Origin of the sequence: Pantoea sp. MHSD4, from assembly GCF_021043305.1 — a bacterium.
GTDB classification, from domain to species: Bacteria; Pseudomonadota; Gammaproteobacteria; order Enterobacterales; family Enterobacteriaceae; genus Pantoea; species Pantoea eucalypti.
The window spans coordinates 12,390-36,121 of sequence record NZ_JAJNDH010000007.1 but is presented as its reverse complement, the minus strand read 5'-3'; the positions used below and the strand labels follow the sequence as shown (position 1 = coordinate 36,121).

The following is a 23,732-nucleotide window of genomic DNA, read 5'->3' as shown; positions in this document are numbered from 1 at the left end:
CGGAAGTTAACCGTGTTTACCTTTGGCGAAAATGACCCGCGCGACAATGTTCAGCAACAGCACGCAAAGGGTAATGATCAGCACACCCGCCCAGGCCAGGCTCTGCCATTCGGCAAACGGGCTCATGGCGAATTTAAAGATGGTGACCGGCAGGTTCGCCAGCGGCTGCATCATGTCGGTGCTCCAGAACTGGTTCGACAGTGCCGTAAACAGCAGCGGGGCTGTTTCACCTGCGATGCGGGCAATCGCCAGCAGCACGCCAGTAATGATGCCGGAGACCGAGGCTTTCAGGGTGATGGCCGAGATCATCTTCCACTTGGGCGTGCCGAGCGCATAAGCGGCTTCACGCATGCTGTCTGGCACCAGACGCAGCATGTTTTCAGTGGTACGAATCACAATGGGCACCTGCAGCAGAGCCAGTGCAATCACCCCGGCCCAGCCGGAGAAGTGCTGCATCTTCGCCACCACCAGGGTGTAGACGAACAGGCCGACCACAATGGAGGGTGCTGAAAGCAGAATGTCGTTAATAAAGCGAATCACTTCTGACAGCGCCGATTTGCGACCATATTCAGCCAGGTAAATACCCGCCATGATGCCCAGCGGCGTACCAAAAAATGTAGACCAGAAAATCAGCAATCCACTGCCCGCCAGGGCGTTCGCCAGACCGCCGCCCGCGGTATTCGGCGGTGGCGTTGATTCAGTGAAAAGGGACCAGGAAAGCCCATCTACGCCGCGCGTTACGGTGGTAAACAGGATCCACACCAGCCAGAACAGACCAAATGCCATGGTCAGCAGCGACAGCGTCAGCGCAATTTTATTTTTAGTACTGCGCCAGGACTGCATTTTACGGCGCGATGCGTCCAGTTCGGCACGCGCCTGAATTTCAATCGTGGTCATGAGCGCGCTCCTTCACTTTTCTGCAGTCGCATAATCATCAGCTTTGAAATCGCCAGCACGATAAAGGTAATCACAAACAGGATCAGTCCCAGCTCCATCAGCGCGGCAACATGCACGCCCGACTCCGCTTCTGCAAACTCGTTAGCCAGTGCTGAGGTAATGCTGTTACCCGGCATAAACAGCGACGGGCTGTCGAGCTGGTAGGTGTTGCCGATAATAAAGGTGACCGCCATGGTCTCGCCCAGCGCACGACCCAGTCCCAGCATCACACCACCAATCACGCCATTTTTGGTAAAGGGCAGTACGACGCGCCAGATCACTTCCCAGGTGGTGCAGCCGATACCGTAAGCAGACTCTTTCATCATCACCGGGGTCTGTTCAAACACGTCGCGCATCACCGAAGCGATGTAAGGGATGATCATGATTGCCAGAATCACCCCTGCCGCAAGAATACCGATACCAAAAGCGGGGCCGGAGAAGAGTTCGCCGACAATCGGAATGCCCGACATCACGTCATTAACCGGCGTCTGAAAATATTCGGCGAACAGCGGCGCGAAAACAAACAGGCCCCACATGCCGTAAACGATACTCGGGATAGCCGCCAGCAGCTCAATAGCCGTGCCCAGCGGGCGACGCAGCCAGGCGGGTGAGAGTTCAGTCAGGAACAGCGCGATACCGAAACTCACCGGCACGGCAATAATCAGGGCAATGATGGAGGTTACAAGGGTGCCGTAGATCGGTACCAGTGCACCAAATTGTTCGTTGGGCGCATCCCAGGTTTTGGTCCACAAAAAGGCGAAACCAAACTTCTGGATGCTGGGCCACGAGGAGATGATCAGGGAAACAATAATGCCGCCCATCAGTAACAGTACAATCAGCGCAGCCAGTCTGACCAGCGCGCCAAAAATCTTATCACCTTGTTTACCCGGGGCTTTGAATGCCGGCTTCGTTGCAGCCATAGAAGTCTCAGTCTTCAGAAGTTATCAGGGCGGCATGAGCCGCCCGTTGGGTCTGACCGGACCGCTGCCCGGTCAGGGTCGGTCAATTACTGATAAAGCGCTTTACCAGAACTGTCTTTGATGTTGGCTTTCCAGGCGGCGCGAATCTGCTCGGTCACGCTCTCTGGCAGCGCAGCATAATCCAGCGCAGTGGCGGTTTTGCTGCCTTTCTTGTAAGCCCAGTCGAAGAACTTCAGTACTTCAGCGCCTTTGGCCGCATTCGCCTGGTCTTTGTAGATCAGAATGAAGGTGGTTGAGGAGATTGGCCAGGCATCAGCGCCCTTCTGGAAGGTCAGATCCTGTGCGAACGATTTGCTCCAGTCTGCGCCTTTCGCGGCATTGCTGAAGCTGGTTTCGCTTGGTGCCACCGCTTTACCATCAGCATCCATCAGTTTGGTGTAGGTCAGGTTGTTCTGTTTAGCGTAGGCATATTCAACATAACCGATTGAACCCGGCAGACGCTGAACAAACGCGGCGACGCCGTCGTTGCCTTTACCGCCCAGACCCACTGGCCAGTTAACGGTGTTGCCTTTACCAATTTTGCTGTTCCAGTCCTGGTTCACTTTCGCCAGATAGCTGGTGAAGACGAATGAGGTGCCTGAACCATCAGCGCGACGCACCACGTTGATGTTGGTTTCCGGCAGTTTCACGCCCGGGTTAAGTTTGGCGATCGCCGGGTCGTTCCACTTTTTGATGGTGCCGAGATAAATATCGCCAACGGTCTTGCCATCCAGCGTCAGCTGGCCTGACTTGATACCGGGCAGGTTAACTGCCAGTACCACACCACCGATCACGGTAGGGAACTGGAACAGGCCATTTTTCTGCAGATCTTCATCTTTCATTGGCGCATCGGACGCACCGAAATCAACGGTTTTGGCGATGATCTGTTTAACGCCGCCAGATGAACCGATGCCCTGGTAGTTAATTTTGCTACCGGTGGCTTGCTGATATTCTGCTGCCCACTTGGCATAAACCGGCGCCGGGAACGTCCCGCCTGCGCCAGTGAGATCGGTGGCCGCAAAAGCAGATACCGCGCTTACGGCGAAGGTGGTGGCGAGGATTCGGGCTACGGTGCTACGCATCAGTGTCATGTTCCCTCCAGGGGAGAAAAGTCAGGCTTGGGGCCGTTTTAGTAAGAGTCTGTGATTGCTGCAGGAGGGAAAATAGGACAGTTTGATGACAGTGAAATGTACGAAATATGACAGTTATATGACAGAGAGCCGGAATGAAGTGGGCCCGCGACGGGGCCCACCAGGTTATTCCACGGTAACCGATTTTGCCAGGTTACGTGGCTGATCGACGTCGGTCCCTTTGATCAGGGCAACGTGATAGGAGAGTAACTGCAACGGCACGGTGTAGAAGATGGGGGCAATCACCTCTTCAACGTGCGGTAACGGAATAATCTTCATGCCTTCACTGTCGCTGAAGCCCGCATCCTGATCCGCAAACACATAGAGCAGGCCGCCGCGAGCGCGTACCTCTTCGATGTTGGATTTGAGCTTCTCCAGCAGTTCATTGTTAGGTGCCACCACGATCACCGGCATGTCCGCATCAATCAGCGCCAGCGGGCCATGTTTCAGCTCGCCTGCCGCGTAGGCTTCCGCATGAATGTAGGAGATCTCCTTGAGCTTCAGCGCCCCTTCCATGGCAATCGGGTATTGATCGCCACGCCCCAGGAACAGCGCGTGATGCTTGTCAGAGAAGCCTTCTGCCAGATTCTCAATCAGCTTATCCTGCGCCAGCATCTGCTCAATCCGGTTCGGCAATGCCTGCAGTGCATGAACGATCTCATGCTCAGTCTCGGCAGACATGCCTTTCAGACGGCCCAGTTTCGCCACCAGCATCAGCAGCACCGCTAACTGGGTAGTGAATGCTTTGGTGGAGGCGACGCCAATTTCGGTGCCCGCTTTGGTCATCAGCGCCAGGTCAGATTCCCGCACCAGTGACGAACCGGCTACGTTACAGACCGCCAGTGACCCCAGGTAGCCCAGCTCTTTAGAGAGACGCAGTGCTGCCAGGGTATCTGCCGTTTCACCCGACTGCGACAGGGTGATCAGCAGGCTGTTTTTGCGCACCGCTGACTTGCGATAGCGGAACTCAGAAGCGATCTCCACATCACAGGGCAGGTTAGCCAGCGACTCAAACCAGTAGCGTGACACCATGCCAGAGTTGTAGGAGGTGCCGCAGGCGATAATCTGGATATGCTCTACCTGGCTCAGCAGCGCTTCTGCGCCCGCGCCCAGTTCGCTGAGATCAACCTGACCCTGGCTGAACCGACCGCTCAGGGTGCTTTTCAGCGCCATCGGCTGTTCGTAGATCTCTTTCTGCATGTAGTGACGGTAAATACCTTTGTCACCGGCATCATATTGCAGATTAGATTCGATCTCGGCACGCGTCACGGTGTTGCCTTCGCGGTCAATAATCGTGACATCACGACGACTGATCTCGGCGATATCACCCTCTTCCAGATAGATAAAGCGGCGGGTCACTGGCAGCAGGGCCAGCTGATCTGAAGCGATAAAGTTTTCACCCATCCCACGGCCAATCACCAGCGGGCTGCCGGAGCGGGCCGCCACCAGCAGTGAGGGATCGCGGCTGTCCATGATCACCATGCCATAGGCACCGCGCAGCTGTGGAATCACACGCAGCACCACTTCGCGCAGTGAACCGCCCTGCTTCTGCTCCCAGTGAACCAGATGCGCCACCACTTCGGTGTCGGTTTCAGAGGCAAAGACGTAGCCGCGCGCGATCAGCTCAGCGCGCAGCGGCTCATGGTTTTCAATGATGCCGTTGTGCACAATGATAATGTGCTCTGAGATGTGCGGATGCGCATTCGCTTCCGACGGCTCGCCATGGGTTGCCCAGCGCGTGTGCGCGATGCCGGTGCCACCAATCAGCGGTTGCTGTTCAGCGGCTTCTGCCAGCTTCTGCACTTTCCCTAAACGTCTCAGGCGCGTGACGTGCCCCTGACGATCGACCACGGCCAGACCGGCCGAATCATATCCGCGATATTCAAGACGACGCAGACCTTCCAGCAGAATTTCTGCGATATCGCGTTGTGCTACTGCACCAACAATTCCACACATAATGATGTTTTCCTGACTACATGGCTTTTCGCCACTTCTGTTGTCATGCGACCTGATATCCGGCTTTGCCGGTTCCCCGAGCCTTGTAGAGAGTGGGGATTATAGTTTTGGCACTGCACTGCATCGGCCCGCATAAAGCGGGCCGTTAAAAAATTTATTTTTTCTTCACCGGACGCTGCCAGTCCGCTTTGTGATTCTGCTCTTTGCGGTTGTAAACCAGACCAGCCTGAGGCACATCCCTCATAACGGTAGTACCTGCCGCGATGGTGGTGCCTGGCGCGACATTGACTGGTGCCACCAGCTGCGTATCCGAGCCGACAAACACGTCATCGCCAATCACAGTTTTAAATTTATTCGCGCCATCGTAGTTACAGGTGATCGTGCCTGCACCGATATTCACGTTGTCGCCAATCTCTGCATCACCCAGGTAGGAGAGGTGACCCGCTTTCGAACCCTTACCCAGACGCGCTTTCTTCATTTCGACGAAGTTACCCACGTGGGCGGCCTGCGCCAGCTCGCTGCCAGGACGCAGACGGGCAAAAGGCCCAACGGTACAGGCGGTGGCGAGATTAGCATCCTCGATCACCGTATAGGGGCTGATTTCACAGTCATCGCCAATCACGCTGTTTTTGATAATGCAGCCCGCGCCAATTTTGACGCGCGAGCCCAGCGTGACCTGGCCTTCAATAATGACGTTGGTGTCGATTTCAACATCCCGTCCATGGGTCAGCGTTCCACGCAGATCAAAACGGGCCGGATCGCGCAGCATTACGCCGGCCAGCAGCAGTTTTTCCGCCTGTTCAGCCTGGTAAGTGCGTTCTAATGTCGCCAGCTGCAGCCGGTTATTGACACCATCCGTTTCACTGATGCGTGCCGGATGGACCGCGTTGATCACCCGGCCTTCCTGATGCGCCAGCGCGATAATATCGGTGATGTAATACTCACCCTGCGCATTGTTGTTGGTCAGCTGCGCCAGCCAGCGTTTTAAGTCGCCCCCATTGGCGATCAGAATGCCGGTGTTGATCTCTTTAATAGTGAGCTGCGCCGGGCTGGCATCTTTCTGTTCGATAATGCCAGTGATGGTGTCGTTTTCACGCACAATGCGGCCATAGCCGGTAGGGTCATCCAGTACCACGGTGAGTAAGCCGATGCCGCCCTGCGGTTTTGCTTCGCGAAGACGCTGCAATGTCGCCTGCGTGATCAGCGGCACGTCGCCATAGAGCATCATGATATCTTCATCATCTGCAAAAGCAGGGGCAGCCTGCTGCATGGCATGGCCGGTGCCGAGCTGCTCGGCCTGCAGCACCCAGTTAAGCGTGCTGTCAGTGAGGGTCGCTTTCAGGCGATCGCCGCCATGACCATAAACCAGATGCACATGCTGTGCGCCCAGCCCTTTGGCGGCATCAATGACGTGCTGAACCATCGGTTTGCCTGCCAGCGTATGCAGAACTTTAGGCAGATCGGAATACATACGGGTGCCCTTGCCAGCTGCAAGGATCACCACACTCATCGCACTGTTAGACATAACTATCCTGAGTGAATTTTTACGGGTGAAAGTAAAACGGTTTGAGGTTGAGATTACTACATTTTTCTCAGGCCGAAATTAGGCGGACAGGCAGATCGGGCGCCGCAGGCAAAAAAAATGCCAGCCCGAGGGCTGGCATTTCGTGACGCATAAAGCTGGATTACATCGCTTTTTTGGTCAGTTCGATCACGCGCAGTTTAGCAATGGCTTTCGCCAGCTCGGCAGAGGCCTGAGCATAGTCCACGTCACCATGGCTGCTGTTCATGTGCTCTTCTGCTTTGCGTTTTGCTTCCAGCGCGCGCGCTTCGTCCAGATCGGTACCGCGAATCGCGGTATCGGCCAGAACGGTGCTGCTGCCTGGTTGCACTTCCAGCACGCCGCCAGAGAGGTAGATATACTCCTCTTCGCCGTGCTGTTTCACGATACGGATCATTCCAGGCTTAATGGCAGTCAGCAGCGGCGCATGGCCAGGGAAAATCCCCAGTTCACCTTCGCTACCTGACACCTGAATCTTCTGTACCAGACCAGAGAACAACTGCTCCTCTGCGCTGACCACATCCAGGTGATAAGTCATAGCCATAATCTTCCTCCCGGGAAACCGTTATTACAGTTTCTTCGCTTTTTCCACGGCTTCTTCGATGGCGCCAACCATGTAGAAGGCCTGCTCTGGCAGGTGGTCAAACTCACCTTCCATGATGCCTTTAAAGCCACGGATAGTGTCTTTCAGCGTAACGTATTTACCCGGTGAACCGGTGAATACTTCCGCAACGAAGAACGGCTGAGACAGGAAGCGCTGAATCTTACGCGCACGTGCCACCAGCAGTTTGTCTTCTTCAGACAGCTCATCCATACCGAGGATGGCGATGATGTCTTTCAGTTCCTGATAACGCTGCAGCAGTGACTGAACGCCACGCGCAACATCATAGTGTTCCTGACCAACAACCAGCGGATCCAGCTGACGGCTGGTAGAGTCCAGTGGGTCAACGGCCGGGTAGATACCCAGAGATGCGATCTGACGGCTCAGCGTTACCGTTGAGTCTAAGTGCGCAAAGGTGGTTGCTGGTGACGGGTCAGTCAGGTCATCCGCAGGGACGTAAACGGCCTGTACGGAAGTGATTGAACCGGTCTTGGTGGAGGTAATACGCTCCTGCAACACACCCATCTCTTCTGCCAGCGTTGGCTGGTAACCTACCGCAGATGGCATACGACCCAGCAGTGCAGAGACTTCTGTACCGGCCAGGGTATAACGGTAGATGTTATCGATGAACAGCAGAACGTCGCGGCCTTCATCACGGAATTTTTCCGCCATGGTCAGACCGGTCAGGGCTACGCGCAGACGGTTACCCGGCGGCTCGTTCATCTGGCCATAGACCAGAGCAACTTTGTCGATAACGTTTGAGTCAGTCATTTCGTGGTAGAAGTCGTTACCCTCACGAGTACGCTCACCCACACCAGCAAACACTGAGTAACCTGAGTGTTCAGCTGCGATGTTACGGATCAGTTCCATCATGTTGACGGTTTTACCTACACCCGCACCACCGAACAGACCCACTTTACCGCCTTTGGCAAACGGACACATCAGGTCGATAACCTTGATGCCGGTTTCCAGCAGTTCCTGCGAGTTAGACTGATCTTCATAAGAAGGCGCTGCGCGGTGAATAGAGGCGATCTCTACTGCGCTGCCATCTTCTTCTTTCAGCTCGCCTTTCATATCGATTGGCTCGCCGAGAACGTTCATGATACGGCCCAGAGTCGCTTTACCGACCGGTACCTGAATCGGTTTCTGCAGGTCGTTGACGTTCAGACCACGCTTCAGGCCGTCAGACGTACCCATTGCGATGGTACGTACTACGCCGCCGCCCAGCTGCTGCTGTACTTCCAGCACCAGACGCGCATCACCATTCATAACCTCGAGGGCGCTGTACACTTGCGGTACCGCGTCCTGAGGGAATTCGACGTCAACAACGGCGCCGATAATCTGGACAATCTTTCCAGTTGCCATCTTGAATCCTCTACCTAATTCCAAACCTGGTTAAACCGCGGAGGCCCCCGAGACGATCTCGGTAAGTTCCTGGGTGATGCTGGCCTGACGAGCTTTGTTGTAAACCAACTGCAGCTCTTTGATCAGATTTCCGCCGTTATCGGTTGCGGCTTTCATCGCTACCATACGTGCGGCCTGCTCACTGGCCAGATTTTCCACCACACCCTGATAAACCTGCGATTCGACATAACGACGCAGCAGGGTATCCAGCAGCGCTTTCGGATCGGGTTCGTACAGGTAATCCCAGGTCTTCGCCTTCATCTCTTCTTCACCTTCCGCTGGCGCTAACGGCAGCAGTTGGGTGATGGTCGGAGTCTGAGACATGGTGTTATTGAACTTGTTACTGACGATCATCAGTTTGTCGATGCGGCCTTCATCATACGCCTGCAACATCACTTTTACCGGGCCAATCAGATCAGACAGGGCAGGTTTATCGCCCATGCCGCTGACTTGCGCCACGATGTTGCCACCTACTGCACTGAAGAATGACGCCCCTTTTGAACCGATAATCGACAGATCGCTCTGCACGCCTTTATCGGACCAGGACTTCATATCCGCCAGTAATTTTTTGAACAGGTTAATGTTCAAACCACCACAAAGCCCGCGGTCTGTAGAAACGACCAGGTAGCCGACGCGCTTCACGTCGCGCTGTTCCAGGTAAGGGTGCTTGTATTCCAGATTACCCAACGCAAGGTGACCAATCACTTTGCGCATGGTGTCTGCATACGGACGGCTGGCCGCCATGCGTTCCTGCGTTTTACGCATCTTGGAGGCGGCGACCATTTCCATCGCTTTGGTGATCTTCTGCGTGTTTTTCACGCTTCCAATCTTGCTTCGTATCTCTTTTGCGCCGGCCATTAGCTTCTCCTCAAAGCCTTGCGGCCTGCCTTTTCAGACAAGCCGCCAGACATTACCAGGACTGGGTTGCTTTAAACGTATCGATCAGGCCTTTCAGCTTCGCTTCGATATCGTTGTTAAAGTTACCCGACTGGTTGATTTCAGCCATCAGCTCAGCGTGGTCGCGATCGGCGAAGGCTAGCAGCGCAGCTTCGAAGCTGCCAATTTTTGCCAGTTCAACGTCGTTCAGGTAGCCACGCTCTGCAGCGAACAGAACCAGACCCTGCTGCGCGACAGACATCGGCGCATACTGTTTCTGCTTCAGCAGCTCGGTCACTTTCTGACCATGGCTCAGCTGTTTGCGGGTTGCATCGTCCAGATCAGAGGCGAACTGCGAGAACGCCGCCAGTTCACGATACTGTGCCAGCGCGGTACGGATACCACCGGACAGTTTCTTGATGATCTTGGTCTGTGCAGCACCACCTACGCGGGATACCGAAATACCTGGGTTAACAGCCGGACGAATACCGGAGTTGAACAGGTTCGATTCCAGGAAGATCTGACCATCAGTAATCGAGATTACGTTGGTCGGAACGAACGCAGAAACGTCGCCCGCCTGGGTTTCGATGATCGGCAGCGCGGTCAGTGAACCGGTTTTACCTGTCACTGCGCCATTGGTGAAACGCTCAACATAATCAGCGCTTACGCGTGATGCACGTTCCAGCAGACGAGAGTGGAGATAGAACACGTCGCCAGGGAATGCTTCACGGCCTGGTGGACGGCGCAGCAGCAGAGAGATTTGACGGTAAGCGATAGCCTGCTTGGAGAGGTCATCGTATACGATCAGCGCATCTTCACCACGGTCACGGAAGTATTCGCCCATCGCACAACCTGCGTACGGAGAGAGATACTGCAGTGCAGCAGATTCAGAAGCAGACGCCACAACAACGATGGTGTTCTGCAGTGCGCCATGCTCTTCCAGCTTACGAACCACGTTAGAGATGGTTGAGGCTTTCTGACCAATCGCAACGTAGACACACTTGATGCCTGAGTCACGCTGGTTGATGATCGCATCGATCGCCATCGCGGTTTTACCGGTCTGACGGTCACCGATGATCAGCTCACGCTGGCCACGGCCGATTGGAATCATCGCATCGACCGACTTATAACCGGTCTGAACCGGCTGGTCGACTGACTGACGATCGATAACGCCAGGTGCAATCACTTCGACCGGTGAGAAACCGTCGTTGTCGATTGCGCCTTTACCGTCGATAGGTGCACCCAGGGTGTTCACGACGCGGCCCAGCAGGCCACGGCCTACCGGTACTTCAAGAATACGGCCAGTACACTTAACCTTCATGCCTTCGGCGAGGTCAGCGTACGGACCCATCACCACTGCACCAACCGAGTCACGCTCGAGGTTCAGGGCGATAGCGTAACGGTTACCCGGCAGGGCAATCATCTCACCCTGCATGACATCGGCCAGGCCGTGTACGCGGATGATACCGTCACTTACAGAAACAATCGTACCTTCGTTGTGAGCTTCACTCACGACATTGAACTGAGCAATGCGCTGCTTGATCAGTTCGCTGATTTCGGTGGAATTCAGTTGCATATGCTCCAGTCCCCTTAAGACTGCAAGACGTCAGCCAGACGGTCAAGACGGCCGCGTACGCTGCCGTCAATAACCAGATCACCCGAACGGATGATCACGCCTGCCATCACAGACTTATCAATTTTGCAATTCAGCTTAACTTTGCGTGACAGACGTTTTTCCATCGCGGCGCTGATTTTATTCAGCTGGTCGTCACTCAGCGTACTGGCGGAAATAACATCGACTTCAGCGGTGGCTTCATGAGCGTCACGCAGTTCGATATACTGAGCCAGTACAGCCGGAAGCGCTGTCAAACGTCCGTTTTCCGCCATCACCTTAATCAGGTTCTGTGCGGGTTCATCCAGTTGATCACCACAGACTGCGTTAAACGACGCTGCCAGCGCTTCAGGGGCTAATGCACCTGAGAGAAGATCAGCCATCTGTTCATTGCGAGCCACTTCTGCGGCAAACGCCAGCATCTGTTGCCAGCGTTCTATACTTTGATGCTCAACAGCAAAGTCAAAAGCTGCTTTGGCGTAGGGGCGAGCTACAGTAATCAGATCAGACATCAGCCCCTCCCTCCTTACAGTTCAGCGACCAGTTTATCAACGATGTCGCTGTTAGCAGCTTCATCCACGGAGCGTTCGATGATCTTCTCGGCGCCAGCCATAGCCAGCAACGCAACCTGCTTACGCAGTTCTTCACGTGCACGTTTACGCTCGGCGTCAATTTCAGCCTGCGCTTGTGTCACGATGCGATTACGTTCGTTTTCAGCTTCGGTTTTGGCTTCATCCAGAATCTGCGCGCGACGCTTGTTCGCTTGCTCGATAATGACCTGAGCGTCTTCTTTGGCTTTTTTCAGCTGGTCGGTCGCATTAGCCTGCGCGAGATCCAAATCTTTCTTGGCACGTTCAGCAGAAGCAAGGCCTTCAGCAATTTCTTTCTGGCGCTTTTCGATAGCAGCCATCAGCGGCGGCCATACGTACTTCATGCAGAACGCGACAAACAGGATGAACGCGATAGCCTGGCCGAGGATTGTTGCATTAATGTTCACAGCACAATGCCTCTAGATTGAGTATTTAACTTTTCTGCCGTTATCAACGTGATAAGCGGCAGAATCCGTTCACCCTTGCACATTGTGCGCTGAGTGAACACAGGGCTTTAGGCGACAGCAAACATCACGTACAGACCCAGACCAACAGCGATCATCGGGATTGCATCCACCAGACCCATTACAACAAAGAACTGCGTACGCAGCAGAGGAATCAGGTCAGGCTGACGAGCAGCGCCTTCCAGGAATTTTCCTCCGAGGATGCCGATACCGATCGCAGCACCGATTGCCGCCAGGCCCATCATCACAGCGGCAGCCATGTACAGCAGATCCATATTCAGGTTTTCCATGACAGTCTCCAGTTTGTTTCAGTTAAATGCTCCCTTAATCTTCCGGGCCTCAGCGTGGTGCGCTGCCACCCGGAATCAAGCGGGAAAGTAGTGTTGAGAAAAAAATCAATGCTCTTCAGATGCCATCGACAGATAGACGATCGTGAGGACCATGAAAATGAAAGCCTGTAGCGAAATGATCAGGATGTGGAAAATGGCCCACGGCACATTCAGCACCCACTGCGACCACCACGGCAACAGACCGGCAATAAGGATAAAGATCAGTTCACCCGCATACATGTTACCGAACAGTCGTAAACCCAGTGATACAGGTTTAGACAGAAGGCTCACACCTTCCAGAATCAGGTTGATCGGGATGAAGATCGGGTGGTTAAAAGGCTGCAGCGTCAGCTCTTTCGTGAAGCCGCCAATGCCTTTCATTTTGATGCTGTAGAACAGAATCAAAATAAATACGCCCAACGCCATAGATAGCGTGATGTTCACGTCTGCAGACGGTACGACGCGCAGCGCCGGTAACCCCAACACATGCTCACCAATATATGGCAGCAGGTCGATTGGCAGCAGATCCATGAAGTTCATCAGGAAGACCCAGACAAAAATTGTCAGAGCCAGCGGGGCGATAAGTTTGCTCTTACCGTGATACATGTCGCGCACGTTACTATCAACGAAACCGACAACCAGTTCGATAGCCGCCTGCATTTTCCCTGGCACACCGCTGGTGGCAGACTTCGCCACGCTACGGAACAACACCAGGAAGATGATTCCCAGCACCATAGAGAAAAACATGGAATCGATATTTAATACCCAGAACGTCGCGGGAGCGTCGTGCGGATTCACTAACTCGAAGGTACGCAGGTCCAACTGAAGATGTGTCAGGTGGTGACCAATGTACTCTTGCGGAGTAGAGATTTCTCCTGCAGCCATGATGCCTCTTACCCTTTGTTGTTAATTACCGCCGGTGCCAGAATATGTACCACCAGCACCGATAACCAGGTTATTCCGACCGGCCAGAAAACCGCGCCGAACAGACCCAACGCCACAATGAGCAAAATGATGGTCGCAAACACTTTAGCTATTTCACCTAAAGCGAAGCTCCACGCGACTCGCCCCGAAGTGGGGGATTGCCCCTGCAGGCGCCAGGCTAAAAACAAAAACATTACGTTTGGCAGCCAGGCTGCCGCTCCACCCGCAAGAGCAGAGACACCCCAGGTGACATCTTTAACAGTAAAGAGTGCGCCGATGATGACTATCGTCACCAGCTGAATCATCAGCACCGTTCGGGCGAATTTTAAACTGTAAAGAGACACTGACATGACGCTGATACTCTCCTGCCCCGTTAGGGGTATGTCGCGTGTCGTATAAGACTGCCTTTGCGCAGTTGAGTCAAGCAGCAAAAGCCGTGCAAATTATACGGGCCGCACCTGCGATTTCAATCGGTAAGTAGCGAAAAGGTGAACAATTATTTAAATTTCTTTCCGGAGGGCTATTTTTCCAAAGATTACCCTGCGGAGATTCGCACTAATCTGACTGAAATTTCACGCGCAACTTGCTTTTAAAGCGTGCTTTAGATCACATAATAAGCACTCACACTACACTGAGTTTTATCTTCAACCTATTTAAGAACAATCTGTAAAACAGATTAATCCTTAAAAATCATTGTCTTGAAAATATAAAATTGCGTGTGCAAGTCTATTTTCATCAAAAACACGCTATTGACATCGAAGTATGCTTAAGAAACGTGAAATTGATATTACGCACGCAAAGTTATTACCGCGATATATTTTCTGGCGTGACTACTTTTATTCCGCGGCCCACCTATACAAGTGATATTTCTGATAATTAAATGTGAACCAATCGTTAAATGTAACAGAGCTTTTCGGATAATTTCCGTCGCTGTTTTTAACCTTCATTCCGCCAGGGCTTAAACAAAATCTTTTATCGATAGCGCATTATCTGCACTTTTTTCATCAGAACCCTGATAAAAGCCCCTGCTAACTGAAGGGCTACTGATGACGAATGATGACCAGATGACGGTCACCTTCCAGCTGCGGCACCTGCAGCTTAATGACGTCATCAGAAACATAGCCAGCCGGTAATTCCGCAATTTCATCGTCCGGACGCACGCCTTTAAGCGCGAAGAAGCGCCCTTCCCTTCCTGGCAGGTGATGACACCAGTTCACCATATCGGTCAGTGACGCAAATGCACGGCTGATAACGCCATCAAAAGGCGGCTCAGCCAGGAACGCTTCAACCCGACTCTGGACCGGAGTAATGTTAGTGAGTCCTAACTCATGCTGAACCTGACGCAGAAAGCGCACCCGTTTGCCCAGACTGTCGAGCAGCGTAAAGTGCGCATCAGGCATTACGATAGCCAGCGGAATACCCGGCAGTCCGGGACCGGTTCCCACATCAATAAAACGTGAGCCTTTCAGATGCGGTGCCACCACGATGCTATCGAGGATATGACGGACCAGCATCTGCTCAGGATCGCGCACAGATGTCAGATTGTAGGCTTTGTTCCACTTATCCAGCAGGCCGACATAGGCAACCAGCTGCTGTTTTTGTTGATCGGAGAGGGAAATACTGGCTGCCTTTAGCAGCGATGTGAGTGTGTTGATCACAACATAATTCCATTCAGCGGGGGCGTGTCGCCACGCCCCGTTTCAGATCAGGCGCTTTTACGCAGCAGACCCTGTTTTTTCAGATAAATAAGCAGAATTGAGATCGCCGCCGGTGTTATGCCGGAGATACGTGTCGCCTGACCAATTGACACGGGTTTGTGATCGTTCAGTTTGGCGATCACCTCATTCGACAGCCCGTTCACATGGCGGTAGTCGAGCTCCACTGGCAACAGTGTGTTCTCATTACGCAGCTGGCGATCAATCTCTTCCTGCTGACGCGCAATATAACCTTCATATTTGACCTGAATCTCAACCTGCTCAGCGGCCTGCTCATCAGCCAGAGCCGGACCAAAGGCATCCAGTGTCATCAGCTTCAGATAGGTCAGCTCAGGACGGCGCAGCAGATCTTCACCGCTGGCTTCTTTGGTCAGCGGCGCGCTGAGAACCGTGTTCACTTCGGTCACGTGCTCAGACTTTGGATGAACCCAGATATCCCGCAGACGCTGACGCTCCTGTTCAATCGCTTCCAGCTTCTCGTTGAAACGCGCCCAGCGCGCATCATCCACCAGACCCAGTTCACGGCCGGTTTCGGTCAGACGCAGATCGGCGTTGTCTTCGCGCAGCATCAGACGGTATTCAGCACGGGAGGTAAACATCCGGTACGGCTCTTTAGTGCCAAGCGTGCAGAGATCGTCAACCAGTACGCCCAGATAAGCCTGATCGCGACGCGGTGCCCAGCCCTCTTTGTCAGCAGACTGACGAGCCGCGTTCAGACCCGCCAGCATCCCCTGCGCTGCCGCTTCTTCGTAACCGGTCGTGCCGTTGATCTGTCCGGCAAAGAACAGGCCATGAATAAACTTGCTCTCCAGCGTCGGTTTTAGATCGCGCGGATCGAAGAAGTCATACTCAATGGCATACCCCGGACGCACGATCTTTGCATTCTCCATGCCCTGCATCGATCGGACGATCTGAATTTGTACATCAAACGGCAGACTGGTTGAGATACCGTTCGGGTAGATCTCATTACTGGTCAGCCCTTCCGGCTCCAGGAAGATCTGATGCGAGTTACGATCGGCAAAACGCATAACTTTGTCTTCGATCGACGGGCAGTAGCGTGGGCCGATCCCCTCGATGATCCCGGCATACATCGGGCTGCGATCCAGGTTATTGCGGATCACTTCATGGGTTTTCTCATTGGTGTGCGTGATCCAGCAAGGCACCTGCTGTGGATGCTGAGACGCATTGCCCATGAACGAGAACACCGGCATGGGGTCATCGCCATGCTGCGGGCTAAGCACTGAAAAATCGATGGTGCGCGCATCGATACGCGGTGGCGTACCGGTCTTGAGGCGGTTTACCCGCAGCGGCAGCGCACGCAGTCGTTTTGCCAGCGGAATGGACGGGGGATCGCCAGCGCGACCGCCACTGTAATTGTCCAGACCGATATGAATTTTGCCATCAAGGAAAGTACCGACGGTGAGGACCACCGTTTTGGCACGGAACTTCAGTCCCATTTGCGTGACGGCACCGACCACACGATCGTTTTCCACGATGAGATCGTCAACCGCCTGCTGGAAGATCATCAGATTAGGCTGGTTCTCCAGTGCCGTTCGCACCGCCTGCCGATAGAGCACGCGGTCAGCCTGAGCACGGGTCGCCCGTACCGCCGGGCCTTTGCTGGCGTTTAGTATCCTAAACTGGATACCGGCCTGGTCAATTGCGCTGGCCATCAGACCACCCAGGGCATCCACTTCCTTCACCAGATGTCCTTTGCCAATACCACCAATCGCCGGGTTACAGGACATTTGTCCAAGCGTATCAATGTTATGGGTGAGTAACAGGGTTTGCTGACCCATTCGGGCTGCCGCCATTGCGGCTTCGGTGCCCGCATGACCACCACCAATTACGATGACGTCAAAAGGATCCTGATAAAACATGAAGTGGTACCTCGGTTGATGAACTTGCAGGATCGTCGTCCTGGGGCGTGGATTCTACTCAAATTCCGTCTGGGGTGAAAGCCGCGGGATCGTCCGGTTTTAAAAGAAAGGATCTTAGATCTGTATATGATCTTTCTGTTAGATCTCTTATTAGGATCCCGCTTTTCTGTGGATATGTGCCAGAAGCACCTCAGAAACAACAGGATAGAGAGGATCACTACCTGTGAGTGATCGGTGATCCTGATCCGTATAAGCTGGGATCAAAATGGACTGTTATCCACAGCTCAAAAATCGTTCTCCCGTTGTTATCTGGATAACTACCGGTTATACGCAACAAAACAGGGTAGTTATCCACAAAATAAAAGGAGGGAAAAGGATAAAATCAGCATCTTCCACTGGGGATCGTGACTATTTCGCGATCCCCAGCCCCCTTCAGATCGCGTTTTTCCAGCTTTCCAGCCAGGCTTCTGCGGGATCTTCAGGAATCTCATGCTCCAGCACGTCAATCTCAAGGCGATCGCCGATCTGACGGGCACCCTGAGCAATTAACAGCGCTGTAATCTGGCGGATCGCGCCACAAAAGAGATCATATTCATGATTGCCGAGTCCGATAGCACCAAACCGCACCTGCGAGAGATCGGGTTTGCTTTCCGTGATGGCCTCGAACAGGGGCAGAAGGTTGTCAGGAATATCGCCAGCACCGTGGGTTGAGCAGACCACCAGCCAGATACCCTCGTGCGGCACCTCATCCAGCGCCGGACCATGCAGCATCTGGGTTGAGAAGCCCGCTTCCTGTAATTTTTCTTCGAGATGTTCAGCCACATACTCTGCGCTACCCAGAGTACTGCCACTGATTAAGGTAATATCGGCCATCTTGCTCTCCCGGACATTAAGGCGAGCATTGTACGCTGTGATCAAGCGGTGATCCACCTGTGGACAACAGGGTTAATAGATCAGAAGAAGCGAATGCAGCTGTTGTCAGCCGCCACATTCGTCAGGGATAAGATTATGCACAAGGAATAGAGGATCAGGGCTTGATGGTGCGCATGATCGGGTTTTGCAGTGAGATCAGCGTTTCTGTGGACTGAATTTCATCGATGGTCTGGATCTTATTGATCAGGACCTGCTGCAGGGCGTCAATTGAGCGGCACATCACTTTAATAAAAATGCTGTAGTGGCCGGTGGTGTACCAGGCTTCAACCACTTCATCCAGCGCATCCAGCTTGCTCAGCGCCGCCGGATAGTCACGCGCGCTCTTAAGGATAATGCCAATAAAGCAGCAGACATCAAACCCCAGCTGGCGCGGATCGATATCAACCCGTGTTCCCAGGATGATGCCCGCCTGCTTCATTTTTTCCACGCGCACATGAATGGTGCCCGGGCTGACATTAAACTGTTTTGCCAGCTCGGCGTAAGCGGTGCGCGCATTATCCAGCAGGGCATTCAGAATGCCGCGATCCAGGTTATCGAGCTGCAGATGTTCGGCCATGGCCATCCTCGTTATGGGTCTGCTTAAGTAAACAACGGTGAATGTGCAGCAAAATAACGGTTCAGGCAACTCCCGGCAGCGACGGGCGCCGCTGCCGGTTCACTTAGCGTTTGCGCCAGACGGTGACCTGCGCCAGCGTATGCTGGAACTTGCGGGCCGTTTCGCGGATCACAAACGGTTTATCCTGCGGTTCATCGACCAGGTCGAAGTCGGCCGCCAGCAGACGTTGCAGTGCCTGCAGCGTCGTCAGTGCCTCACCGTTCTCACGTACACCGCCCAGCCAGTTCTCTTTCGGTGTGAAATCTTCCAGCCAGGTATAAGGGGATGAGAGCAGCAGAATACCGCCCTGACGCAGCATCGGCGTGACATCACGCAGGAAGCGCGCAGGCTGGCGCAGACGATCAATCAGGTTGGAGGCAAGTACCAGGTCGTAACGGCCAGGCTGAGGTTTGAGGTTACAGGCATCCCCCTGAACAAACTGAATCCGCTGCGCCAGTTCGCTCTCCAGTGCGAAATCTTTCAGGCGAACCTGACGATACTCCACCAGGTCGCCTTCCTGTGGCAGCAGATAACGGAAGTCTTCGCCGCTGGCCAGCTGCAGCGCCACATCAATGAAGCGCGCCGAGTAGTCCATCCCGGTGACGCGTTCAAAGTGGCGAGCCAGCTCAAAACTGGCGCGTCCGGTGGCACAGCCGATATCAAGGGCTTCGCCACGTGCTGTTGTGTAGTCCAGCGCCAGCTTCACCAGACTTTCGGCATAGTTGTCCACACCGAAATAGCGCGGGCCATACTGGAAGTCGAGGTACTGCGACACCATCGCGTCAGATTCATACGGGTTCGGCGCCATCGTCTCCTGATGGCTGGAAACCACGTAGCGGAAACCGGCATGCTGGAAGAAGTGGCGGCGGAACGCATAGCGGGCTGATTTCAGCGCTTCGTTGCCGGTTGAGATCCAGCTGCCGCCTTTGATCAGCGAATGTTTGCCATCAAAGGTCGGAGTGGAGAAATCATCGTACAGCGGGTGAACGTTGAAGCCTTCAAAGCCATTGGTCGGCGTAGTCGTCCACTGCCAGACGTTACCGACGATATCGAAGAACTCGCCCTGGGCGAAGAGGTCGACCGGCGAGGAGGAAGCCCAGTACGCCAGGTTGATGTTGCCCGGCGCCCGATCCCAGTCTGGCTGATCGCCCGCGACCTGTTCGCGTAACTGAGCCCACTCCGCTTCACAGGGGAGCTGAACACTCATGCCGGTCTGATTCGCTTTCCAGCGGCAGAAGGCCGCCGCTTCCAGCTGATTGACCTCGGCAGGCCAGTCCCATGGCATCGCGACCTCTTCACACATCAGACGCAGTTTAAGCTGATCGGGCATCGCAGGCGTGCCGACCCAGAAGGTGGGCATTTCTGCTTTGGCAAACTGACACCAGCCCCAGCCTTCGTCATCCCACCAGCGGGCATCCTGATAACCGCCTGCCTCAATGAACGCCAGAAATTCCGCGTTGCTGACCAGCATTTTGCTCGCCTGGAACGGCTGCAGCGTAACCTGCTGGCGGCCATACTCGACATCCCAGCCGTAGGTGTCGTCGGTTTTCCCCAGCGTAATTGTGCCACCAGGCATCGGCAGCAGGGTATTGGCCGGAACAGCCTCGCGCTGGTGGCGTGCCATCGGACATACCGGCCACGCGGCCTGTGGTCTGACCCACTCAACGGGTAGCTGGCGGATAAGCACGCTGGAGGTTTCCAGATGAATACGCTCATGCTCAATCCCCATCAGGATCACCCATGCCGGGCTCTCCCAGCTGAGTGGCAGCGTGATCGGCATGGTCTGGATCAGATCGCTGACCAGCGCTTTAACGCGCCCGCGGTATGCACGGACTTCTTCGATAGTGGGCCAGTCGTAGTGACTATCGTTGAGGTCATCCCAGCTCATCTCATCCACACCAATCGCCATCATTGCTTCGATGCGATCGTCCAGACGCGCGTCGATAAGGCGTCCGGCCATCAGCTTATTAATGTAAAAGGTAGCGGTGTGGCCAAAATAGAAGATCAACGGATGGCGCAGCGGAATGGCTTTCGTAAACCAGGCCTTTGAATCGGCCAGACAGGTGAACAGACTTTCATACTGTTCCCAGGTCTGATGAAAATAGGCCAGCAACTCGGCACGTTTTTGTTCTATGTTCTGGCCGGAGAGCAATAACGTCCGCGTCGGGGCAGGCAAATCGCGGTGAGGTTGAGCAAGCGTCACAGGAAGCTCCAGATTGCTGAGTAAGTGAAACGGTAATTTACTATAGCAAAGAAGCTTTTCTGTCAGATGACTTAACGGCGCCAGTGGCGTAGCAGGCGGCTTTTCATGCCGGTATCGAAGCGCCAGATATGGTCAAAGATGCGCAGAATACCTGGTTTCCCGTGGGTCGACATCGCCACGGCATGAAAACGTTGCTGATTGTGTCGCTGACGCTTTTTAATCGCCCCGATCACCTCTTCCGGCAGACGCTGGGCAATAAAATCGGAGACGATCACCGCATCGGCTTCCTGCCACAGTGCGCCTTCCATGCGGGTGACAACAGAGGATAGACAGGCAGCCAGATCGGTGCCGCCGCGAAAACGTTGACTGAGAAAACGAATCGCCTGTTCCAGCCCGTCATCACCGGTCAGCTCATAGCCAATCACCTCATGGGCAAAGAGCATGATGTAGCAGCGACGACGGTCGGCCAGCGCGACCTTCAGTAGCGCCAGACAAAACGCTTTGGCACAGCGCTCATTGAAGCCACCCATCGAACCGGAGGTATCAACGCAGACGATAAATGGCCCGCGTGGCTGCTCTTCATGTTGCTGGTGGCTGGCCGGACGCATCGTCACCTTTTCATGCCAGGCATCGCCCTGCAGCTTGTAGGTCAGTAGCCGTTTCTCGACCAGCCGCCGGTAAAATTCCAGCTCCAGTTCGCTGATGCTCAGCGCGGCTAACTCCGGCGGCAGCAGACGCAGCACGTCATCGCTCTGATGAATGCCGCTGACCTCTTCCGGCACGGACGCAGGCTCCTGCACCAGATGGTGAAAAGCTTCCATTGGCGCATCCTGCGACGGCACCGATTTTGCCTCGCGGCTGCGACCCAGCTGCTGGGCCAGTTTCAGCAGCTCCGGCTGCTGAGCCAGAAAGTCACCATATTGCAGCATCAACTGATAGTCGCCAGGCTGCAGTGACGCTTTACTCATGTCCCACAACCGACCCGCGGCAGCTTCATCATCGTCGCCCAGAATCGGTGCCAGCTGGCCGCTCAGTGCCATGCGCTGCTGCAGTTCCGCCAGCAGACGTTCGCGCTGCTGTTCCAGCAACTGCTGATTCAGCGTCAGCGTCTGTAAGGTCAGGCTCAGCCGCCAGCGCTGCAGAAAAAGTTGGTGCTGCGCGCTGCTGAGATGAGCGATATCGGTATGTTGCAGCAGCCGGTTAGCTTCATCCAGAAAGGGGGACGGCAGGCTTTCAAGTGCCTGAAGTGTGGCATTCAGCTGGTGGCTGAAGTCACGATCGCTGAGAAGTTGTACCCGCTGGAACAGCTGAAACTCTTCGGCCAGCGTGGCCGGAACCGGTGTGGCTTTGAGATCGGCTGTGATTTCGGCTCGCCAGCGCGGTATATCGCGCAGCAGCGCTTTCTTCAGCCCGGGAAACTTTTCAAAAAACAGCGCAAGCTGGGGCGACGCCAGCAGAGCAATGATCAGCTCTTCAATCAGTTCGGTTTCCCCCACTGAGAGCAGTGTGCTGAGCGTCTCCACTGAGATCATTTACGCGCCTGTTTCAGCTGTTCCGCCACATCCTGCAGACTGGTTTCAACCCGCGCCAGCCAGTCATCACTGATAAACAGGCAGCGCTGATGCTGACTGAACTGATGTCGCTGCGACCGCAGTTCACTCTCCAGTGCATCCAGCGCGTCGGTGATTTCACCGGGCAGCGGCTCGCTGCTGCTGACGCCTGGCAGTGTCAGGCGCGACGATTGCAGGCTGACATCACGGATAGCCAGACAATGCTGTGCATCCACGTGTAAATCCAGGCTCTGCGCAAAGCCAATCCCATTGAGCCTGCCGCGAACCTCGCCGCCTTTTTGCAGCCACTGATTCAGGGCATCACGCGCGATCACCAGATGACTTACCTGCATATCATGCAGCATCAGCGGTTTTTGCAGCATCAGCGTCAGTTGCTCATCGGTAAAGCTTTCTGGCAGATCGTAATGGGGTTTGCGGCTGAACATGCCGCTGTGTTTTTCCAGGGTGATTGCCTGCGCGATGCTCTGCTGTTGCTGGAGGGCCATGCGGCGAGCTTTGATCTGCTGCAGTTTCATCAGCATCGGTTGCTGCTGCCAGGCGTGCTGCGTCATTAACAGGTCGATTTCGCGCTCCAGCAGTTGCATGGACGCAACGTCATGCCAGAGACAATCTTTCAGCAGGATCAGGTCTATCGGTGCAATGGTGTTGCGACCGCTATAGAAGGCGCTGGCCTGCAACAGATGAATCGCTTTTTTCCAGCGACGATCGGAAATGTAAGGCGCGGCGGGCTGGCTCTCCAGCTGCTGACGCAGCTGATAAATCAGCTCAAACACCGCATCGGGCAGACTGACCTGGCTGATGCCGAGCTGCCACTGTGCATACTCTTCATCACTGATGCGCAGGGACTCCGCGACCGGATTGGTGTGCTCATCCTGCTGGTGCGTCAGCATGCTGCGGAAGTTCTGTTTCTCATGCACATTATCCAGCCACAGGCGGATCAGCATCCGATCATAGAGCGCTTCAAGACCGCTATCCGCTTCCGGCAGTTCATTGGAGGCGGTGACCAGCAGCCGCATCGGGATGGTCTCTTCGCTGTCGCCATTGCGGAAGCGGCGCTCATTAATAGCTGTCAGCAGCGTATTGAGAATCGCCGGCCCCGCTTTCCAGATCTCATCCAGAAAAACAATCTCGGCGTCGGGCAGATACCCTTTGGTCAGACGCTGATAGCGCCCTTCATCTTTCAGCGCCTGAATGGAGAGCGGACCAAACACCTCTTCCGGTGTGGAGAAACGGGTCATCAGATATTCAAAAGCGCGGGCGTGCTGAAAGGCATATTTGAGGCGACGGGCAATCAGGCTCTTGGCGATGCCTGGCGGTCCCAGCAGGAACACACTTTCACCACTCAGCGCCGCGAGCAGGCAAAGGCGTATGGCATGATGCCGCTCATACAATCCTTTTTCTAACGCATTGCTGAGGCGAGAAATTCTTTCTGCCAAAAGATGGGGTTGAGCCATAATCACTTCACTGTCCTTACGATCGTCGGGCCGCCGCGC

Annotated in this window: 21 protein-coding genes; all 21 read right to left on the bottom strand. The window is 54.5% G+C overall.

Translation table 11 applies throughout. The features are described 5' to 3' along the window. Positions 1 to 6: 6 nt before the first annotated feature. The 21 genes from pstA to ravA all read right to left on the bottom strand — a co-directional run bounded on the left by pstA (position 7) and on the right by ravA (position 23,693). Positions 7 to 897 carry a phosphate ABC transporter permease PstA gene (gene pstA / locus LQK91_RS18540; protein WP_003849548.1) on the bottom strand — a complete coding sequence of 297 codons (891 nt, stop codon included), beginning with the start codon at positions 895 to 897 and terminating at the stop codon, positions 7 to 9. Continuing rightward, positions 894 to 1,856, bottom strand: a complete 963-nt coding sequence (pstC, locus tag LQK91_RS18535; RefSeq protein WP_003849546.1) for a phosphate ABC transporter permease PstC — start codon at positions 1,854 to 1,856, stop codon at positions 894 to 896. Before pstC ends, pstA begins: the two co-directional genes overlap by 4 nt. Before the next feature lie 86 nt (positions 1,857 to 1,942). After that, on the bottom strand, positions 1,943 to 2,986 hold the full coding sequence (pstS, locus tag LQK91_RS18530) for a phosphate ABC transporter substrate-binding protein PstS (RefSeq protein WP_003849544.1): 1,044 nt from the start codon (positions 2,984 to 2,986) through the stop codon (positions 1,943 to 1,945). 165 nt (positions 2,987 to 3,151) lie between these two features. Then, entirely contained in the window at positions 3,152 to 4,981 is a 1,830-nt protein-coding gene (gene glmS / locus LQK91_RS18525) for a glutamine--fructose-6-phosphate transaminase (isomerizing) (protein WP_003849542.1), read from the bottom strand. 154 nt (positions 4,982 to 5,135) lie between these two features. Beyond that, on the bottom strand, positions 5,136 to 6,506 hold the full coding sequence (glmU, locus tag LQK91_RS18520; RefSeq protein ID WP_039658676.1) for a bifunctional UDP-N-acetylglucosamine diphosphorylase/glucosamine-1-phosphate N-acetyltransferase GlmU: 1,371 nt from the start codon (positions 6,504 to 6,506) through the stop codon (positions 5,136 to 5,138). A gap of 160 nt (positions 6,507 to 6,666) precedes the next feature. Further along, entirely contained in the window at positions 6,667 to 7,086 is a 420-nt protein-coding gene (locus LQK91_RS18515; RefSeq protein WP_008926374.1) for a F0F1 ATP synthase subunit epsilon, read from the bottom strand. A gap of 24 nt (positions 7,087 to 7,110) precedes the next feature. After that, a complete protein-coding gene (gene atpD, locus LQK91_RS18510; protein WP_008926373.1) occupies positions 7,111 to 8,508 on the bottom strand; it encodes a F0F1 ATP synthase subunit beta in 1,398 nt (465 codons plus the stop codon). Between the two features lie 30 nt (positions 8,509 to 8,538). Beyond that, positions 8,539 to 9,405, bottom strand: a complete 867-nt coding sequence (gene atpG, locus LQK91_RS18505; RefSeq protein ID WP_003849534.1) for a F0F1 ATP synthase subunit gamma — start codon at positions 9,403 to 9,405, stop codon at positions 8,539 to 8,541. 52 nt (positions 9,406 to 9,457) lie between these two features. After that, positions 9,458 to 10,999 (bottom strand): F0F1 ATP synthase subunit alpha, encoded by a 1,542-nt coding sequence (atpA, locus tag LQK91_RS18500; RefSeq protein WP_003849532.1) that lies wholly within the window; start codon positions 10,997 to 10,999, stop codon positions 9,458 to 9,460. A 14-nt stretch (positions 11,000 to 11,013) separates the two neighbouring features. After that, positions 11,014 to 11,547, bottom strand: a complete 534-nt coding sequence (atpH, locus tag LQK91_RS18495; RefSeq protein ID WP_003849530.1) for a F0F1 ATP synthase subunit delta — start codon at positions 11,545 to 11,547, stop codon at positions 11,014 to 11,016. Between the two features lie 14 nt (positions 11,548 to 11,561). Next, positions 11,562 to 12,032 (bottom strand): F0F1 ATP synthase subunit B, encoded by a 471-nt coding sequence (atpF, locus tag LQK91_RS18490; RefSeq protein WP_003849528.1) that lies wholly within the window; start codon positions 12,030 to 12,032, stop codon positions 11,562 to 11,564. A gap of 107 nt (positions 12,033 to 12,139) precedes the next feature. Then, complete coding sequence (gene atpE / locus LQK91_RS18485) at positions 12,140 to 12,379, bottom strand: F0F1 ATP synthase subunit C (protein ID WP_003849523.1); 240 nt, start codon at positions 12,377 to 12,379, stop codon at positions 12,140 to 12,142. 105 nt (positions 12,380 to 12,484) lie between these two features. After that, positions 12,485 to 13,303, bottom strand: coding sequence for a F0F1 ATP synthase subunit A (gene atpB, locus LQK91_RS18480; protein ID WP_003849506.1), 819 nt, complete (start codon positions 13,301 to 13,303; stop codon positions 12,485 to 12,487). Positions 13,304 to 13,311: 8 nt separating this feature from the next. After that, entirely contained in the window at positions 13,312 to 13,692 is a 381-nt protein-coding gene (atpI, locus tag LQK91_RS18475) for a F0F1 ATP synthase subunit I (protein WP_003849503.1), read from the bottom strand. Positions 13,693 to 14,382: 690 nt separating this feature from the next. After that, the gene (gene rsmG / locus LQK91_RS18470; RefSeq protein WP_105099987.1) at positions 14,383 to 15,000 is read right to left on the bottom strand and encodes a 16S rRNA (guanine(527)-N(7))-methyltransferase RsmG; all 618 of its coding nucleotides are present in this window, start codon (positions 14,998 to 15,000) and stop codon (positions 14,383 to 14,385) included. 47 nt (positions 15,001 to 15,047) lie between these two features. Then, on the bottom strand, positions 15,048 to 16,937 hold the full coding sequence (gene mnmG / locus LQK91_RS18465; RefSeq protein WP_003849500.1) for a tRNA uridine-5-carboxymethylaminomethyl(34) synthesis enzyme MnmG: 1,890 nt from the start codon (positions 16,935 to 16,937) through the stop codon (positions 15,048 to 15,050). Positions 16,938 to 17,369: 432 nt separating this feature from the next. Beyond that, positions 17,370 to 17,810 (bottom strand): FMN-binding protein MioC, encoded by a 441-nt coding sequence (gene mioC / locus LQK91_RS18460; RefSeq protein ID WP_078805083.1) that lies wholly within the window; start codon positions 17,808 to 17,810, stop codon positions 17,370 to 17,372. Positions 17,811 to 17,964: 154 nt separating this feature from the next. Beyond that, positions 17,965 to 18,426, bottom strand: coding sequence for a transcriptional regulator AsnC (asnC, locus tag LQK91_RS18455; protein ID WP_003849496.1), 462 nt, complete (start codon positions 18,424 to 18,426; stop codon positions 17,965 to 17,967). 103 nt (positions 18,427 to 18,529) lie between these two features. Further along, positions 18,530 to 20,668: a 5-histidylcysteine sulfoxide synthase gene (ovoA, locus tag LQK91_RS18450; protein ID WP_039658681.1), complete on the bottom strand. Its 2,139-nt coding sequence runs from the start codon at positions 20,666 to 20,668 to the stop codon at positions 18,530 to 18,532. A 71-nt stretch (positions 20,669 to 20,739) separates the two neighbouring features. After that, positions 20,740 to 22,200 carry an ATPase RavA stimulator ViaA gene (gene viaA / locus LQK91_RS18445; RefSeq protein WP_003849492.1) on the bottom strand — a complete coding sequence of 487 codons (1,461 nt, stop codon included), beginning with the start codon at positions 22,198 to 22,200 and terminating at the stop codon, positions 20,740 to 20,742. Beyond that, entirely contained in the window at positions 22,197 to 23,693 is a 1,497-nt protein-coding gene (gene ravA / locus LQK91_RS18440) for an ATPase RavA (protein WP_033743354.1), read from the bottom strand. The genes viaA and ravA overlap by 4 nt, the downstream gene beginning before the upstream one ends. Positions 23,694 to 23,732 lie beyond the last annotated feature (39 nt).